This window comes from Kribbella italica, from assembly GCF_014205135.1.
In the GTDB taxonomy this organism is placed as follows: domain Bacteria; phylum Actinomycetota; class Actinomycetes; order Propionibacteriales; family Kribbellaceae; genus Kribbella; species Kribbella italica.
This window is the reverse complement of sequence record NZ_JACHMY010000001.1, coordinates 5,718,878-5,734,753: the sequence shown is the minus strand read 5'-3', so window position 1 is coordinate 5,734,753 and position 15,876 is coordinate 5,718,878. Positions and strand designations below refer to the sequence as shown.

14 protein-coding genes are annotated in these 15,876 nt (G+C 69.4%); 5 read left to right on the top strand and 9 right to left on the bottom strand.

Going from position 1 to position 15,876, the window contains the following annotated elements; genetic code table 11:
* Positions 1–211 precede the first annotated feature (211 nt).
* Both HDA39_RS26660 and HDA39_RS26655 read left to right on the top strand, forming a co-directional pair.
* The gene (locus HDA39_RS26660) at positions 212–1,279 is read left to right on the top strand and encodes an MsnO8 family LLM class oxidoreductase (RefSeq protein WP_184799621.1); all 1,068 of its coding nucleotides are present in this window, start codon (positions 212–214) and stop codon (positions 1,277–1,279) included.
* Between the two features lie 36 nt (positions 1,280–1,315).
* Positions 1,316–2,776: an NAD-dependent succinate-semialdehyde dehydrogenase gene (locus HDA39_RS26655; RefSeq protein ID WP_184799619.1), complete on the top strand. Its 1,461-nt coding sequence runs from the start codon at positions 1,316–1,318 to the stop codon at positions 2,774–2,776.
* Here HDA39_RS26655 and HDA39_RS26650 read toward each other — a convergent pair whose 3' ends face one another.
* The 4 genes from HDA39_RS26650 to HDA39_RS26635 all read right to left on the bottom strand — a co-directional run bounded on the left by HDA39_RS26650 (position 2,777) and on the right by HDA39_RS26635 (position 6,544).
* Positions 2,777–4,000: a glutathionylspermidine synthase family protein gene (locus HDA39_RS26650; RefSeq protein ID WP_184799617.1), complete on the bottom strand. Its 1,224-nt coding sequence runs from the start codon at positions 3,998–4,000 to the stop codon at positions 2,777–2,779. It lies immediately after the preceding gene.
* Positions 4,000–4,428: a hypothetical protein gene (locus HDA39_RS26645; protein WP_184799615.1), complete on the bottom strand. Its 429-nt coding sequence runs from the start codon at positions 4,426–4,428 to the stop codon at positions 4,000–4,002. Before HDA39_RS26645 ends, HDA39_RS26650 begins: the two co-directional genes overlap by 1 nt.
* A complete protein-coding gene (locus HDA39_RS26640) occupies positions 4,425–5,783 on the bottom strand; it encodes an amino acid permease (protein WP_184799613.1) in 1,359 nt (452 codons plus the stop codon). Before HDA39_RS26640 ends, HDA39_RS26645 begins: the two co-directional genes overlap by 4 nt.
* 92 nt (positions 5,784–5,875) lie before the next feature.
* Entirely contained in the window at positions 5,876–6,544 is a 669-nt protein-coding gene (locus HDA39_RS26635; RefSeq protein ID WP_238356155.1) for a polysaccharide deacetylase family protein, read from the bottom strand.
* Positions 6,545–6,807: 263 nt separating this feature from the next.
* On the opposite strand from HDA39_RS26635, the gene HDA39_RS26630 reads away from it, so the two are divergent.
* Positions 6,808–7,083 carry a ribbon-helix-helix protein, CopG family gene (locus HDA39_RS26630; protein ID WP_184799609.1) on the top strand — a complete coding sequence of 92 codons (276 nt, stop codon included), beginning with the start codon at positions 6,808–6,810 and terminating at the stop codon, positions 7,081–7,083.
* Positions 7,083–7,490, top strand: a complete 408-nt coding sequence (locus tag HDA39_RS26625; RefSeq protein ID WP_184799607.1) for a type II toxin-antitoxin system VapC family toxin — start codon at positions 7,083–7,085, stop codon at positions 7,488–7,490. Before HDA39_RS26630 ends, HDA39_RS26625 begins: the two co-directional genes overlap by 1 nt.
* A 12-nt stretch (positions 7,491–7,502) precedes the next feature.
* Here HDA39_RS26625 and HDA39_RS26620 read toward each other — a convergent pair whose 3' ends face one another.
* The 4 genes from HDA39_RS26620 to HDA39_RS26605 are packed head-to-tail and all read right to left on the bottom strand — an operon-like array spanning position 7,503 to position 12,410.
* Positions 7,503–9,953 (bottom strand): glycoside hydrolase family 2 protein, encoded by a 2,451-nt coding sequence (locus HDA39_RS26620; protein WP_184799605.1) that lies wholly within the window; start codon positions 9,951–9,953, stop codon positions 7,503–7,505.
* Positions 9,950–10,570: an SGNH/GDSL hydrolase family protein gene (locus tag HDA39_RS26615; RefSeq protein ID WP_184799603.1), complete on the bottom strand. Its 621-nt coding sequence runs from the start codon at positions 10,568–10,570 to the stop codon at positions 9,950–9,952. The genes HDA39_RS26620 and HDA39_RS26615 overlap by 4 nt, the downstream gene beginning before the upstream one ends.
* Positions 10,570–11,667 (bottom strand): Gfo/Idh/MocA family protein, encoded by a 1,098-nt coding sequence (locus HDA39_RS26610; protein ID WP_184799601.1) that lies wholly within the window; start codon positions 11,665–11,667, stop codon positions 10,570–10,572. The genes HDA39_RS26615 and HDA39_RS26610 overlap by 1 nt, the downstream gene beginning before the upstream one ends.
* On the bottom strand, positions 11,664–12,410 hold the full coding sequence (locus HDA39_RS26605) for a sugar phosphate isomerase/epimerase family protein (RefSeq protein ID WP_184799599.1): 747 nt from the start codon (positions 12,408–12,410) through the stop codon (positions 11,664–11,666). Before HDA39_RS26605 ends, HDA39_RS26610 begins: the two co-directional genes overlap by 4 nt.
* A gap of 309 nt (positions 12,411–12,719) precedes the next feature.
* Between HDA39_RS26605 and HDA39_RS26600 the strand changes: the two genes are divergently transcribed.
* Positions 12,720–13,733 carry a substrate-binding domain-containing protein gene (locus HDA39_RS26600; protein ID WP_184799597.1) on the top strand — a complete coding sequence of 338 codons (1,014 nt, stop codon included), beginning with the start codon at positions 12,720–12,722 and terminating at the stop codon, positions 13,731–13,733.
* On the opposite strand, the gene HDA39_RS26595 is transcribed toward HDA39_RS26600, so the two are convergent.
* The gene (locus HDA39_RS26595) at positions 13,713–15,857 is read right to left on the bottom strand and encodes a molybdopterin-dependent oxidoreductase (RefSeq protein WP_184799595.1); all 2,145 of its coding nucleotides are present in this window, start codon (positions 15,855–15,857) and stop codon (positions 13,713–13,715) included. The genes HDA39_RS26600 and HDA39_RS26595 overlap by 21 nt on opposite strands.
* Positions 15,858–15,876 lie beyond the last annotated feature (19 nt).

The following is a 15,876-nucleotide window of genomic DNA, read 5'->3' as shown; positions in this document are numbered from 1 at the left end:
TTGCAGGTCGGCCGTCACCGGCCCCCGCTGATCGTTGTCCTCGTGGCCGGCCTCCCGCTGTCGGTGTTCTGCTGGAACGCCGAGAACGATGCCCGAGCCGCCGGGGCCGGACAAGTGCCTTGGGCCCCCATCTTTGGGTGCGGGGTGGGGGCAAGGAACATGGGGGGTGATCCCCCATGTGGGTACGGCGCGCAGGTGTCACGGTGGACGGGTGTACAGCCCAGCTCCCGGTCTCCCGGTCTCAGCCCACTCGGTGCTCGACGTCGTACCGCAGCCGGCCGGGCAGTCCGCCGCGGCCGCGTTGCGGGAGACCGTCGAGGTCGCGCAGGCCGCCGACGACCTGGGCTTCCGCCGGTTCTGGGTGGCCGAGCACCACGGGGTCCGGGGGATCGGCAGTGCCGCGCCGGCCGTGCTGGCCGCCGTGCTGGCTGCTCGGACCGACCGGATCCGGCTGGGCTCCGGGGGAGTCCTGCTGGGCAACCACAGGCCGCTGCTGATCGCCGAGCAGTTCGCCGCGCTGGCCGCGGCGTACCCGAGCAGGATCGACCTCGGGGTCAGCGAAGGCAGCGTGTCGGCTCCTTGTACCGCGGCTGCTCTCGGCTGGTCCGGCGACGCGCGGGAGGCCTTCCCGCAGCGGCTGGACGAGTTGTGCCGGTTCCTGCGTGACGGACTGCCCGGACGGACCCCGGTAGGGGACGTCCGCCTCACGCTGGCCGGGCTGCCGCCGCCCGTGTTCGTTCTGGCGAACCGGCCGGCCACGGCGCAGTTGGCCGCGGTACGAGGGCTGCCGATCTTCCTGACCGCTTCGGAGACCACTGTGGTGGCCGCGGCGGCGTACCGGGACACCTTCGAGCCGACCGGGCCTACTGGCAAGCCCTACCTGGGTGTGTCGGTCGGAGTCGTTGCCGCCGACACCGACGAGGAGGCGCTCAACCGCCTGGCCGAGTACGTCCGGGTGAAGCACCGGCTGGCCGCTGCCTCGCCGCGCGCCACTCCGGCCGAGCTGCTCGAGCTGCTGGAGCCACCGATCACCGGACGCGAGCGCGGCCGGGCCGAGCGGCTCCTGGACGACCCGGGCCACATCGTCGGCTCCCGCTCGACCGTCGCGGCCGGACTGGCCAAGCTGGCCGCCGGGACGGGTGCGGCCGAGATCATGCTGGCGCCGTTGGCGTACGACGGTCTGGTGCGCTCGTCGATCCTCCGCACGGTCGCGGCGGCCCTGACCCGGGCCATCCGCACGGTGCCGCGCTCTGCTCCGCACTTCGTAGCAACTGCCTAAAGTGGGTACTGCCCCACTGATGGAAAGGCAGAGCTGATGTCGCGCGAGCAGGATGTCGTCCAAGCATGTCCGACCGAGCTGTTCGTCGGAGGCACAAGGCAAGCGGCCGAGGGCGGTAGGACTCTCGCCGTCGAGGACCCCTCCACCGGTACGACGCTCGTCGAGGTCGCTGACGCGTCCCCGGCCGACGGCCTGGCCGCCCTCGACGCGGCGGTCGCCGCCCAGGCCGAGTGGGCCGCCACCGCACCGCGCGAGCGGGGCGAGATCCTCAGAAGAACCTACGAGCTGATGACCGAGCGCGCCGACGAGCTGGCGCTGCTGATGACGCTCGAGATGGGCAAGCCGGTCGCGGAGTCCAAGGGCGAGATCGCGTACGCCGCGGAGTTCTTCCGCTGGTTCGCCGAGGAAGCGGTCCGGATCGACGGCGGCTACCAGGTCGCGCCGAACGGCCAGGGCCGGTTCCTGGTGATGCGCCAGCCGGTCGGGCCGTGCCTGTTGATCACCCCGTGGAACTTCCCGGCCGCGATGGGCGCCCGCAAGATCGGTCCCGCGGTCGCCGCCGGCTGCACGATGGTGATCAAGCCCGCCGCGCAGACCCCGCTGTCGATGCTGAAGCTGGCCGAGCTGATGACCGAGGCCGGGCTGCCGGCCGGCGTACTGAACGTGATCACCACCAGCGACTCCGGCGGCGTGATGGAGCCGCTGATCCGCGACCCGCGCGCCCGGAAGCTGTCCTTCACCGGTTCGACGCCGGTCGGCCGGAAGCTCATCGAGCAGTCCGCCGAACAGGTCCTGAAGACGAGCATGGAGCTGGGCGGCAACGCGCCGTTCCTGGTCTTCGAGGACGCCGACCTGGACAAGGCCGTCGACGGCGCGATGCTGGCCAAGATGCGCAACGGCGGCGAAGCCTGTACGGCGGCCAACCGCATCTACGTCCACTCCTCGGTGCTGGACGCCTTCGCCGCCAAGCTGACCGAGAAGATGGCCGCGCTCAAGGTCGGCCGCGGCACCGAGGACGGTGTCCAGGTCGGACCGCTGATCGACGGGAAGCAGCGCGACAAGGTCAAGGACCTCGTCGAGGACGCCGTCCAGCAGGGCGCCCGCGTGCTCACCGGCGGGGATTTTGCCGAGGGCAAGGGATACTTCTACCCGCCGACCGTGCTCACCGACGTACCGAAGAGTGCCCGCCTGCAGAAGGAGGAGATCTTCGGCCCGGTCGCGCCGCTGACCGCCTTCGAGACCGAGGACGAGGCGGTCGCGATGGCCAACGACACCGAGTTCGGCCTGGTCTCGTACCTGTTCACGCGTGATCTCGGCCGCGCGCTACGCGTCTCGGAGCGGCTCGAGACCGGCATGATCGGCCTCAACCAGGGCATCGTCTCCAACCCGGCCGCGCCGTTCGGCGGCGTCAAGCAGTCCGGCCTCGGCCGCGAGGGCGGTACCGTCGGCATCGACGAGTACCTCGAGGTCAAGTACGTCGCCGTGAACCTGGACTGATCACTCGGTCAGCCACTGCTTGATCGTGTCGTCGTCGGGCCGCGGCGACGTGCCGATCGCGTGCGGGACGAAACGGGCGTAGTAGTCGGTGATCGGGCCGTCGGACTCGCGGACCATCATCCCGGCCGCGGCGCCGTCGACGATCCAGCTGCCGATCACCGCCCGGTTCCCCTCGTACGACGGCAGCGGGCTCCACTCCTGGTACACCATCGTGTCGGTGTCGTACGGCCCGTCGTGCACGTGGTCGTCGCCGCTGATGGTGTGGATCCGGATGTTGCTGCCCTCGCGCCCGTGCAGCGGTTTGGCCACCCACTCGAGCAGGTCACCGGGGCCGTCGAAGTACGCCGGCAGCAGGTTCGGGTGGTCGGGGTAGAGCTCCCACAGGATCGGCAGGATCGCCTTGGTGGACAGCATCGTCTTCCAGATCGGCTCGATCCACTGCACCGGCTCGCGTTCGGTCCCGGCCAGCAGGTAGCGCCCGAACTGGTCGTCGAGCATGTCCTCCCACGGGTACAGCTTGAACGCGGTCCGGATCTTCCGCCCGCCCCAGTCGACGAACGCGCGCTGGGCCGACTCCCAGCCGAGGTCCTCGATCTCGTGCCCGTACGTCGCCAGGCCGGACATCGCCGCGGTGTCGCGCAGGTAGGCGACCGTCATCGCCTCCTCGCCGGTGGTCTCCGCGCCGGAGTTGAAGAAGTGCGCCTCGTTGCCCGGGAACCGGCCGGCCGCGCGCTGGTCGCCCCACCACTTCACCAGCCGGTCGTGCACGGAGTTCCACTGGTCGGCGTCGGGGAAGATCTCCTCCAGCCAGTTCCACTGGATCACCGCGGACTCCAGCAGCCCGGTCGGGGTGTCGCCGTTGATCTCCAGCATCTTCGGCTCGACGCCGTTCCAGACCAGGTCGAACCGCGCGTACACCGACAGGTCGTCGCGCTTCAGCGACTCCTGCACCAGCGGCAGCGTCCCGGGCGCGAGGCCGAGCTGGGCGTCACTGAACCGGTCGCCGGCCGCCATCACCGCGGCGGCGTGCTTGCACATCGCGTACAGCTCCTCGGTGACCTCCTCGAGGTGCAGGACCTCGTCCATGGTCACCTCGTACCAGGCGCTCTCGTTCCAGTACGGGCGTTCGGTGCCGTCCGGCATGTCGGTCATCGGAAAGACCAGACCCTGCTCGACGACCTTGTCCCGCCAGTCCGGGCGGGGCTTGATCGAGTGCCGCCACATCAGCCGCCAGAGCTCCCCTTGCCCGATTTGCCGAAGCCGCCGCGCGAGATCGTGCCGATGTCGCCGCCCTTGGTGTCCAGTCCGCCGCGCTTGATCGTCGGGCTGCCGGTGCCCCCGCCCTGACTGGTCCGGGGGATCGTGTAGGTCCCGCTGCCGCCGTTGAACCGGCCGCCGATCGGCGGGACCAGCGCCCCGCCCCGGGTGGCCATGTAGAACCAGAAGAAGCCCGCACCGGACCCGGCGCCGTTGTACTCGCGCTCGTCCTTGCAGTTGCCGTCGTCGGTACGCTGCTCGGTCTGCGGGTCGACGCAGATCGCGGCGTACTCCGGCTGGTCGTCGTCGTCGCTGGAGCACCCGGTCAGCGAGGCCGCGACCAGCGCGGTCAGGCCGAGCGTGATCCCGGTACTGCGCATCCGGCGGTTGCTCATCGTCGTCCCTCCCCTTCGGCGGGCGGTTTCATCGAGAACATCACCGCCGCGCCCACCACCATCGTCACACCCACCACAACCAGGGGGCCGGTGCCGACGTCGGCGACAGCCAGCACCAGCACGGTCAGGAACGACGCGACGGCCAGCGCGGGCACCACCAGCCGCTGCACCACGCGGCCGGCGACCTGTCCCTTGAAGTAGAACGGAACGGCCAGGGCGGTCGCCACGTAGTACAGCGAGACCAGGATGGACACCGCGGCGACGGAGTCGGCCAGTACGGCGTCCGAGGTGAGCACGAGCGTCACGTAGATCAGCACGCTGGCGGTCGCGAACACCCAGGTCGACACACTGGGCGTGTGGTACCGCTTGGAGATCCGGGCGAACCGGCCGGGGAACGCGTCCCGCCGGGCCATCGACAGCATCGTCCGGGCGGTCGGCAGGATCGTGGTCTGGGTGGAGGCGAGTGCTGAGACCAGTACGGCGGCGATCAGCAGCTTGCCGCCCGCCGTACCGAGCAGGTCCTCACCGAGTACGGCGAGGAAGTCGTCGTCGGCGATGCCGGCCAGCTGGCCGGTCCCGGCGTACGCGACGGCCGCCCAGGCCACCACGACGTACAGGACGACCAGGACGGCGTTGGAGACCAGTGCGGCGATCGCCGGAGTGCTGCGCGGGTTGCGGGACTCCTCGTTGACGCTGAACGACGAGTCCCAGCCCCAGTAGAGGAACACCGCCACCAGTACGCCGGCGGCCCAGGCGCCCTGACCGGTGTCCGAGAAGGCCGGGATGCTGAGGCTGCCGGCCTCCCGGAAGGCCCCGACGACGAACCAGAGCAGCGCGACCAGCTCGATCGACAGGAGCAGCAGCTGGGTGCCTGCGGCAACGCGGACACCGCGGTAGGCGAGCAGGGCCATGACCAGGATGAACACCGTGCCCAGTGCGGCCTGGGCGAGCCGGGAGTTCTCCGCGCCGTCCAGCCCGAGCAGTGCGTAGGTGTAGACCGAGGCGACCTGCGCGAGGTTGCTCATCACCAGCACGCAGGCCATCACCGTGGTCCAGCCGACCATGCGGCCCACGCCGAGTCCGAAGGCCTTCTCGGTCCACGGGAACGTCGTACCGCAGTCCGGCTCGGCCCGGTTGAGCTCACGGAAGCAGAGCGCGACCAGCACGACCGGTACGGCGCTGACGGCCAGCACGATCGGTGCGGCGGCTCCGGTGTACGCGGCGAGCAGTCCGACCGACACGGCCAGTGAGTACGCCGGTGCGGTGGAGGAGACTCCGATCGCCGTACCGGCTCCGACGCCCAGGGCGTCACGGCGCAGGTTGCGGCCGCGTGACCGCGACTCCGTCGTCGTCACAGTGCCCACCCTCTGGTTGCCGGACCTCGTCGTCAGCCCAGGGTGCCATCCCGAACGGGTCTCCGCTCAACTGACTGCATGTTCCGACGGACTCAGCGCCTCATCAGTTCCGTCACGGTGACGAACTCGTAGCCCTTCGCACGGAGTTTGGCGACGATCGGGACGATGGCCTCGTCCGTGTACGGCGCGTTGTCGCCGCCGTGCATGTGCAGGACGACGATCGAGCCGTTCCGGGCGTGCTCGACGACCTGCTCGACGATGCCTTTCGGGGACTTGGCGAAGCCGTCCGCGCCCGGGACGTCGAGGCCGACCGCGGTGACGCCGGCCGGGGCCAGCTCGTGCAGCGCCGTACCGTCGTAGCAGCCACCGGGGAACCGGAACCAGCGGGTCGCGTGCGGGTCGAGCTTGTCGAGGATCGTCACGGCCCGGCGTACGTCGGTGAGCATGTCGGGCTTCGGGACCGTGCCGAGCGTGTAGCAGCGCTTGGTGAAGGCCCGGTGGTCGTAGGTGTGGGTGCCGAGCTCGAAGAGCGGGTCCGCGGCCAGCTCGCGGGTGCGGTCCGGGTACTGCTCCATCCACAGGCCGGTGAGGAACAGGGTGGCGGGGACCTTCAGGTCTCTCAGGTGCTTGAACAGGGCGTCGTTGTAGTACGACTTCACCTTGCCGTTGGTCAACCGGCGCTGCATGGCGGTGGTCAGGTCCGCGTCGAACGTGAGCGCGATCCGCGGCTTGTCCCGCGGCCCGTGCTGCACGATCGGCATCAGGTTCCGCTCGTGCGACTCACCGGGCCGGGTGGCCGGCGTCGGCTCTGGCGTCGGCCTCGCCGGTGGTGCAGCCGTAGTAGCAGGCGTTGTCGTTGGAGCACTTGCCGTTGGTTGCGCATCGCCACAACCGGCCAGCACCGCACACAACGCCAGCAACAACCATCCCCGTGCCCCAGTCACAGGACACGAGTATGCGTCACTCGCCGGTCACTTCAGCGCTTGGTACCACGAGCGGTGTGGTCAGTGGTACCGTTGATCACATGGCAACGAACCTGCGACTGAGTCCCGAAGCGGCGCTGGCCCTCCAGGCGGAGTCCGAGCGCACCGGAAGGTCCCAGCAGGACATTCTCCGGGAGGCGGTTGACCGTCATCTTCATCTGGTCCAGGACGAGCGGGTCACCAGCGATCGCGAACGCGCCTGGACCGCGCAGGTGGTCCGTCCCGCACGAGTGCCCTATCGCAAAGTGACCCCGACGCTTCGGCTGCCGGAGGGGATGAACAGCCTGGACCTGCTCGATCGGAACGACCGCTTCTGATGCACCTCTATCTCGACAGCAGCGCCCTCATCAAACGTGTCGTGCTCGAGCCGGAATCCGCCCAGTTCGTGGAATTCCTCGACGAGCACAGTCGGCGAGATGACCTGCTGGTCTCGTCGTCGCTCGCCTGGGTCGAGGTGTCGCGGGCGGTCCTGGCCAGGGCGAAGTCGCCGGACGCGGGAGAGTTGATCGACAGCGCGCTGTCCGGAGTGGACGAGCGGCCGATGATCTCCGACGTCATCAGCCTCGCCCGGCGGATCGAGCCGCTGGTGCTGCGAAGCCTCGATGCGATCCACCTCGCGACGGCAGTACTGATCGATGCCGATCTGGTCGTCACCTATGACGACCGGTTGGCTGACGCATGCCGTCGCAACTCGCTCGCGGTCGCGATGCCGGGCCGGGACTGACTACCCCGCGACTCAAGTCACCAGGTCGTTGGCCGAGCGGAGGACCGGTACGCCGACCTCGGCCGGCGCGGAGGCGCCGGTGACGTGGAAGGTGTGCGATTCGCCCGCGGACAGCGTGATCAGGCAGCTGTCGACCTTCGCCGCGGCGTCGAGCCGGTCCGGGAACAGCGCCAGATCCTTTGCGAGAGCAGTCGCCGTCACCGTCACGTCGTAGCCGCCGTCGACAGCCGAAACCTCAGTCGTGTAGGCGTCGCCGGTCAGCTGCAGCGCCGCGTCCTCGACGAAGTACCAGTACGCCGCACTCCCGTCGCCGCCTCGCACCTCGATGTACTCCGTGGTCGCTTCACCGGCCTTGGTGATTGACTCCGGCAACGAATTGAGGACAGCAGCTCGGGCCGGTACCTCCAGCGCGAACGTCTCCTGGGCCAGTACGGCGCCTCCGGCCGACGTGCTCCGCCGGGCGACCGTGATCGACGTCGACCACACCTCGTCGGTGTCGTTGTGCCCGGCAACGACCAGTTCGTCCTCGCGCGGCTGCACGGTCAGCAGGCGGTCGGCGTACGCGTGCTTCAAGGCGAACCACAGCGGCTTGCGGTGCCCGTGCCCGTCGACCGCGGCCCAGGAGATCACCGGCCAGTTGTCGTTCAGCTGCCAGACGATCGTGCCGGTGTTGAGCGGGAACAGGCTGCGCCAGTACTCGATGCCGTAGGCAACGGCCCGGGCCTGGTTGAGCTGCGTGGTCCAGTGCCAGTCGTCGATGTCTTTCCACATCGGCAGGTGATCACCGAGCCCGCGCTCCAGCTTGAGGTTGCCCTCGAACGCCTTCTGGTGCACGAGCATCTGCTCGCCGTACGGGTCGAGCGGCTGGTCGTGCACGACCGACGTCAGCGTCGACCAGGCGGGCGGTCCCTGGAAGCCGAACTCCGACACGAACCGCGGCTTGTACTTGCGGTACGTCGAGTAGTCGACCTGGTTCCACACGTCCCAGACGTGCATGGTGCCGTTGCGCTCGTCGTTGGGGTGGACGAAGTGGTCGTAGGAGTACGGGCTGCCCTGTGAGTACGGCGTCCGCGGATCGAGCTCCGCGACGATCTTCGGCAGCAGGTCGAAGTAGTAGCCCTCGCCCCATGTCCGGCCGCCGAGCGGTTGGCGCCAGCCCCACTCGACGTAGCCCCAGATGTTCTCGTTGTTGCCGTTCCAGACCGCGAGGCTGGCGTGCCGGCTGAGCCGCGTGACGGCCTGCCGGGCCTCGGCCTCGACCTCGCTCCGCAACGGCTCGTCCTCCGAGTACGCCGCGCAGGCGAACAGGAAGTCCTGCCAGACCAGGACGCCGAGCTCGTCGCAGACGTCGTAGAAGTCGTCGGTCTCGTAGATGCCGCCGCCCCAGACCCGGAGCAGGTTCATCTCGGCGTCGACCGCGTCGGCGATGCTGCGCTCGTAGGTCGACCGGTCCAGCCGGGTGACGAACGCGTCGTCGGGGATCCAGTTCGCGCCGCGGACGAAGACCGGTTTGCCGTTCACCGACAGCACGAACGGACCGCCGTGCTCGTCCGGCGCGACGTCCATCGTGATCGTGCGGAAGCCGACCCGGCCGGTCCAGCCGTCGGTCTGCTCACCGGCGTTGAGGGACACCGTCACGTCGTACAAAGGCTGCTCGCCGTGCCCGCGCGGCCACCAGCGGTCGACGGCGTCGATCGTTGCCGACACCCCCGCTTCTTCGGTGCCGGCAGCAACCGTCACCTCGGTGGTGGTCCCGCCGGCCTCGACGGTGATCGTCGCGTCGGCGGTGAACCCGTCGGCCCAGGCGAGCGCGACCTTGGCGTCCAGGACGCCATTGTCACCGTCGAGTCCGGCGAGCGGCCGGACCGAGTCGATCCGGACGCCGGTCCAGGATTCGATCCGAATCGGCTTCCAGACGCCGACGGTGGCGACATCCGGTCCCCAGTCCCAGCCGAAGTTGCTGGCCATCTTGCGGATCGCGTTGTACGGGTGCAGGTTCGTGTGCGGCCAGAGCCCGAGCTGCTCGGCCAGCCGGTCCGCGGTGTCCGCCGGGCCGGCGAACTCGATCACCAGTTCGTTGCGTCCAGCAACGAGCAGTGCGGTAACGTCGAACCGGTACGCGCGGTGCTGGTTCCAGGTCTTGGCGATCTCCGTGCCGTTGAGCGTCACGGTCGCCGCGGTGTCGAGGCCTTCGGCAACGATTTCCTGGACGGTGTGACCGTCGGGCTCCCAGTCGAACTCGGTCCGGTACTGCCAGTTGGTCCGGCCGATCCAGTGCAGCTGACCCTCGTTGGCACCGTCGAACGGGTCGGGAATGAGGCCGGCCGCCAGGAGGTCGGTGTGGACCTCTCCGGGCACGGTCGCGACGATCGGCGCGGCCAGGGCCGCGCTGAACTGCTCGGGCACGGGTCCGTCGGTGGCGCGTACGGTCCAGCTGGTGCCGCTGTCAGAGGTGAGATTCACAGAAGTACTTTCTCCGCATTGGTGAGGGTGCGCTGCCAGAGATCGGCCAGCAGGCGATGACCCGCGGCTGTCGGGTGCACGCCGTCGTCGGCGAGCGTCTCCGGTCCGACCTCGGCGGCCAGGGCGTTGAACTCGGTATCGGCCGGGACCAGCAGGGCGCCGTACTCGGTCGCCAGCCTGCGGACCACCTCGAGCTTGGGGTCCAGGTCCTCGCGCCAGCCGTGCTGCTCGTCGTCCACCGGGACGAGGAACGGCTCGACCAGCACCAGCCGGGTCTGCCGGAGGGGATCGAGCAGTTTGCGGTACGACGCCTCGAACGACTCCGCGGACGTCGGGTCGTCCTCGTCGTAGCGCCGCCAGGTGTCGTTGATGCCGACCAGGATCGAGACCAGGTCGGGCGCGTGGGCGAGGACGTCGGTCTCCCAGCGCGCGACCAGGTCGACGGCGCGGTGGCCGCTGATCCCGGCGTTCACGATCGCCGGGCCCGGCAGGGCGTCGTACAGGTTCTTCACGTAGCCGTCGCCCAGACCGGCCGGATCGGTCCGCCGGCCGCAGTCGGTGACGGAGTCCCCGGCGAACACGATGGTCCGCCGGGGGTCCAGAAGGTTGTCCGTCATTACAGGGTGGCCGCGTTCACGTCCCAGTCGTCCGGCAGGACCGGAGCGAGCTCGACGGTGCTGGTCACGTCCACGAACGCGCCGGTGTCGATCGACTCGGTGATGGAGGCCATCACGTCGACGATGTGGAACGCGAGCGCGCCGGTGGCCCGGTGCGGCCGGTCGGCCCGGATCGCCCGGGCCATTTCCAGGACGCCGGTGCCGCGCTCGGCCGTCGCCTCGGTGGTGGTGACCGTCTCCCAGTCCTCGCCGTCGCGGCGGCGGATCTTGATCTCGCCGTCGAAGCGGTTCGGGTCCGGAATCGCCAGGGTCGCCTCGGATCCGGAGATCTCGACGAACCCGGCCCGCGGCAGCGGCGAGTCGAAGCTGAAGATGCTCTGCGACGACTGCCCCGACTCGAACCGCGCGATCGCGCTGACGTGCGTCGGCACGGTCACGTCGAAGTCGGTCCCGGCCAGCGGGCCCGACCCGATCGTGCGCTGCTCGCGCGACTTCGAGCCCAGACCCGCGACCGCCGCGACCGGGCCGAACAGCTGCACCAGCGTCGTCAGGTAGTACGGGCCGATGTCCCAGAGCGGACCGGCGCCTTCCTGGAACAGGAACGCCGGGTTCGGGTGCCAGGACTCCGGGCCGGGGGACTGCATCAGGGTGAGCGCCGTGAGCGGCGTACCGATGTCACCCTTCTCGATGATCCGGCGCGACTCCTGCAGGCCCGGGCCCAGGATGGTGTCGGGTGCGCAGCCGAGCCGCAGCCCGGCGTCCTGGGCGGTGGCGAGCAGCTTGAGGCCGCTCTCCTGGTCGAGCGAGAACGGCTTCTCGCTCCACACGTGCTTGCCCGCCGCGATCGCCGCCAGCGCGACCTCGACGTGCGCGACCGGGATGGTCAGGTTGACCACGATCTCGACGTCGGCGTTGTTCAGCACGGCCTCGGGTCCGCCGTGCGCCGCGATCCCGTACTCCTCGGCCTTCGCCTTGGCCGCCTCCGGGCGCAGGTCGCCGATCGCGACGACCTGCAGGTCCGGGAAGCTCTGCATGGACTTGATGTAGGCGTCGGAGATGACGCCGGCGCCGATGACGCCTACGCCGACCGGGCTCATGCCTGGTCCTGCCCGGTGAGCCAGCGGAAGCTGCCCTCGACGGCGTCGAAGATCTCACCGGTGAAGTCGTCGAGCTCGACCACGCGCAGCGCCGTCGGGGCCGCGGCCAGGATGTCGTTGACCGCGATCGTGCCGTCGCCGACCGCGACCTGCGCCTTGTTGTCCAGGGTGCCGTCGCCGTCCTTGACGTGCAGCGCCTTCACCCGGTCACCCAGCCGGCCGAGCAGCGCCGGTACGTCGGCGCCACCGACGGCGGCCCAGTACGTGTCGACCTCGAGGATGACCTCGTCGGACAGGTTGTCGGCCAGGATCTCCAGGGCGTGCACCCCGTCGATCACCGACTCCAGCTCGAAGTGGTGGTTGTGGTAGCCCACCGTGATGCCGTGCTCGGCGCCTTCCTTCGCGGCGGCGTTCAGGCCCTCGGCGATCACCTTGATGTCGTCCACCGACTGCCAGCGCGCGGGATCGGTGTGCGGGTCGATGACGGTGCCGATGCCCAGCTGCTTGGCGGCCTCGAAGATCGGCCCGCTCTCGTCACGCAGCAGCCCCGCGTGCGTGCTCGGCGCCGACAGACCGTACTTGGGCAGCGCGTCGGCCAGCTGAGTGGCCAGATTCACCAGACCGAACGGCTCCACCTGCGTGTAGCCGATCTCCGCGATCCGGGCCAGGGTGGCGTCGAAGTCCTCCTCCAGCTTGTACCGCACGGTGTAGAGCTGGAGGGACAGGTTGTCCACTGCGACCATTCTTCTCTCCTCGTCGCCTTGACGCCTCCGCTGCCCAGAGACCTCTCGGCATGCTTGACCGAACCGGTTAAGTACCGTCGGCAGACTATCCCAAGACTCCCCACCACGACCAGAGTCAACCATCCCGTGGTCACCATCTGGCAAACGCTTGCCGAGAGTGGGCGGCCGAGTGCGCCCGGGTTTGATCAAATGGTTGCTGTGGGTGATGGAATGCGGTTACCTGCAGACAGACAGTGGGGGGCGGCGCAGAATGTGGGTCTGCCGAGCCGCCCGTCACGGTTCGGTCCGCCCGTTCGAAGGAGGCCGATCGTGGGCCGTGTGACCATCAAGGAGATTGCTCGACGGGCCGGGGTCTCCAAGGGTGCGGTGTCTTACGCGTTGAACAACCAGCCGGGGGTTTCGGAGGCGACCCGGGCTCGGGTGCTGAAGGTGGCTGAGGAGTTGGAGTGGGTGCCGAACCGGGCTGCTCGGCAGTTGTCGGCGGCTCGGAGTGAGACGTTCGGGCTGGTGCTGGCCCGGACTGCGAAGACTTTGAGTGAAGAGCCTTTTTACATGGGGTTTGTGGGTGGGGTTGAGTCGGTGCTGGGGGAGAAGTCCTATGCGCTGGCTCTGCAGGTGGTGCCTGATCTGCAGGAGGAGATGGCTACCTACCGGAAGTGGGCTGCTGAGCGGCGGGTTGACGGCGTGATCGTCGTTGATCTGCGGGTGGACGATCCGCGGATTCCGTTGTTGCGGAAGTTGGAGTTGCCGGCGGTGATCGTGGGGGATCCGGTGCTGGCCGACGGGTTGACCTCGGTGTGGACCGACGGGCGGTCGGCGATGAACGCCGCGGTCGAGCACGTCGCGTCGCTGGGGCACAAGGTGATCGCGCGGGTCGCGGGGCCGCCTGAGCACGGGCACGTGTGGATCCGGGATCAGGCGTACGCCGCGGTCGGGCGGCGGCTCGGCGTACAGCTACGGATTCGGCACACCGACTTCTCCGGTGAGGAAGGCGCCGCGGCGACGCGGGAGCTGATGACCGCGGAGCAGCGGCCGACCGCGATCATCTACGACAACGACCTGATGGCGGTCGCCGGGCTTTCGGTGGTCAATGGACTCGGGCTCAAGTCGCCCGACGACGTCACGCTGGTCGCGTGGGACGACTCGGCGCTGTGCCGGCTGACGCACCCGACGCTGACCGCGATGAGCCACAACATCGTCGCGTACGGCGCGGAGGTGGCGAAGCGGCTGTTCGGTCTGCTCGACGGCGCGCCCGCCGCCGCACACCTCTACTCCACCCCGGTCCTCGTCATCCGCGACAGCTCAGGACCGCCCCACGCCTGAAGCCCGCGTCGGCGCGCCCTCCGCGGTCGCCTTGGCCACCTGCACCGGTACGCCGTTCAGGGCCGCCGTCCCGCCGAGCGCATCCGTGACGGCGTCGTCGGTGACGTCGTTGACCGAGGCGCCGGCGACCTGGCCGGCGACGGTCAGGCGTACGCCGGGCAGGCCGTGCCCGAAGCCGTGCGGCAGGCTGACCACGCCGGGCATCATGTCGTTGCTGGAGGCAACTTCAACGGACAGGGAGCCGGCCGCGGAGGTGACCTCGACGAGTTCGCCGTCGGTCAGGGAGCGGCGGGCGAGATCGGCCGGGTTCATCAGCAGCTGGTGCCGCGGCTTGCCCTTCACCAGGCGGGCCGAGTTGTGCATCCAGGAGTTGTTGCTGCGTAGGTGCCGCCGGCCGATCAGCATCAGGTCGTCTGGGTTGCCCACGGCAACCAAATGCGCGGCGAGCCGGGGCAGGTCGTCGAGGATTGTCGCCTGGGCCAGGTCGATGCGCTTGTTCCGCGTGTACAGCGCGCCGGGCAGCGCGGGCTGCAACGGCCCGAGATCGATCCCGCCCGGGGACTTGCGGAGTGTGCGCAGGGACAGCTTGTAGGGGCCGATGCGCAGGCCCAGGTCGACGACGCGTGCGGGGGACAGCCGCAGTCGGGCGGATGCGAGCAGTTTCTGCCTCGACAGGGGATTGCGGCGTAACAGCTCCAGCCCGAGATCGCGGAAGATTTCCCAGTCGTGGCGTGCAGACCTGGAGCGCGGCAGGACCGCGGAGTTCCACCGCGCGGTGTTCCGTATGGCGAGCTGGTGGAACGCCAGGTCGTAGTGATCCCGTTCCAACGGCGGCGTCGGCGGCAGGATCACGTCCGCATGCCGAGTCGTCTCGTTGATGTACGGATCCACCGCGACCATGAACTCCAGCCCTGCCAGCCCTTCGTCGAGCTTGCGGCCGTTCGGCGTCGACAGCACGGGGTTCCCCGCGATCGTCACCATCGCCCGGATCTGGCCCTCACCAGGCGTCAGCATCTCCTCGGCCATCGCCGACGCCGGCAGCTCACCGCCGAACTCCGCCAGCCCGCGCACCCGGCTCTTCCACACCCCGACGTGCCCGCGCCCGATCCCGCGCAGCGTGTCCACCGCCGGCCGCGGAATCATCGTGCCGCCGGGCCGGTCGAGGTTCCCCGTGATGATGTTCAGCACCTGCACGGCCCACTGGCACACCGCGCCGAACTGCTGCGTCGACACCCCGACCCGCCCGTAGCAGGCCGCGCGATCAGCGGCCCCGAACTCATCGGCGATCCGCCTGATCACCTCAGAAGAAATCCCGGTGGCAGCAGCGGCCCGCTCCGGCGTCCACTCGGCGACGGCCGCGGTCACCGCATCGAGTCCGTCGACATAAGCGGACGGCCGGGCCCGACCGTCCGCGATCACCTGATGAATCAGCGCCAGGAGAAAGGCCGCGTCCGTCCCCGGCCGGACGAAGTGGTGCTCGTCCGCGACCGCCGCCGTCTCGGTCCGCCGCGGATCGATCACAACCACGCGGCCTCCGCGCCGCCGCACGTCACGCAGTCGTCGCCCGAAGCCGGGCGCGGTCATCATGCTCCCGTTCGACGCCAGCGGGTTCGCGCCGAGCATCAGCAGGTACGACGTCCGGTCGATGTCCGCGACCGGCACCATCAACTGGTGCCCGTACAGCAAGTACGACGCGAGCATGTGCGGCAGCTGATCCACCGAGGTCGCGCTGAACCGGTTCCTGGTCCGCAGCAGTCGCAGCGTCGTCGGCATGTGGGTCATCGCGCCGAGGCTGTGCACGTTCGGGTTCCCCAGGTACACCCCGACCGCGTTCCGCCCGTGCTCCCGCTGGATCGCGAGCAGCCGATCGGCCACGAGCGCATAAGCCTCGTCCCAGCCGAGCGGTTCCCAGTCGCCACCAACCCGGCGTACCGGCGTGGTCAGCCGATCGGGATCCTCCTGCAGATCCTTCAGCGCGACGGCCTTCGGGCAGATGTGCCCGCGCGACAGCGGGTCGGACTCGTCCCCACGGATGTCGGTGACCCGGCCGTCCTCGACGGTCACGAGCACACCGCAGATGGCTTCACACAAGTTGCACGAGGTCCTGCGCACGGTGGCTGCCATCCCGCCAACTTACGCCCGG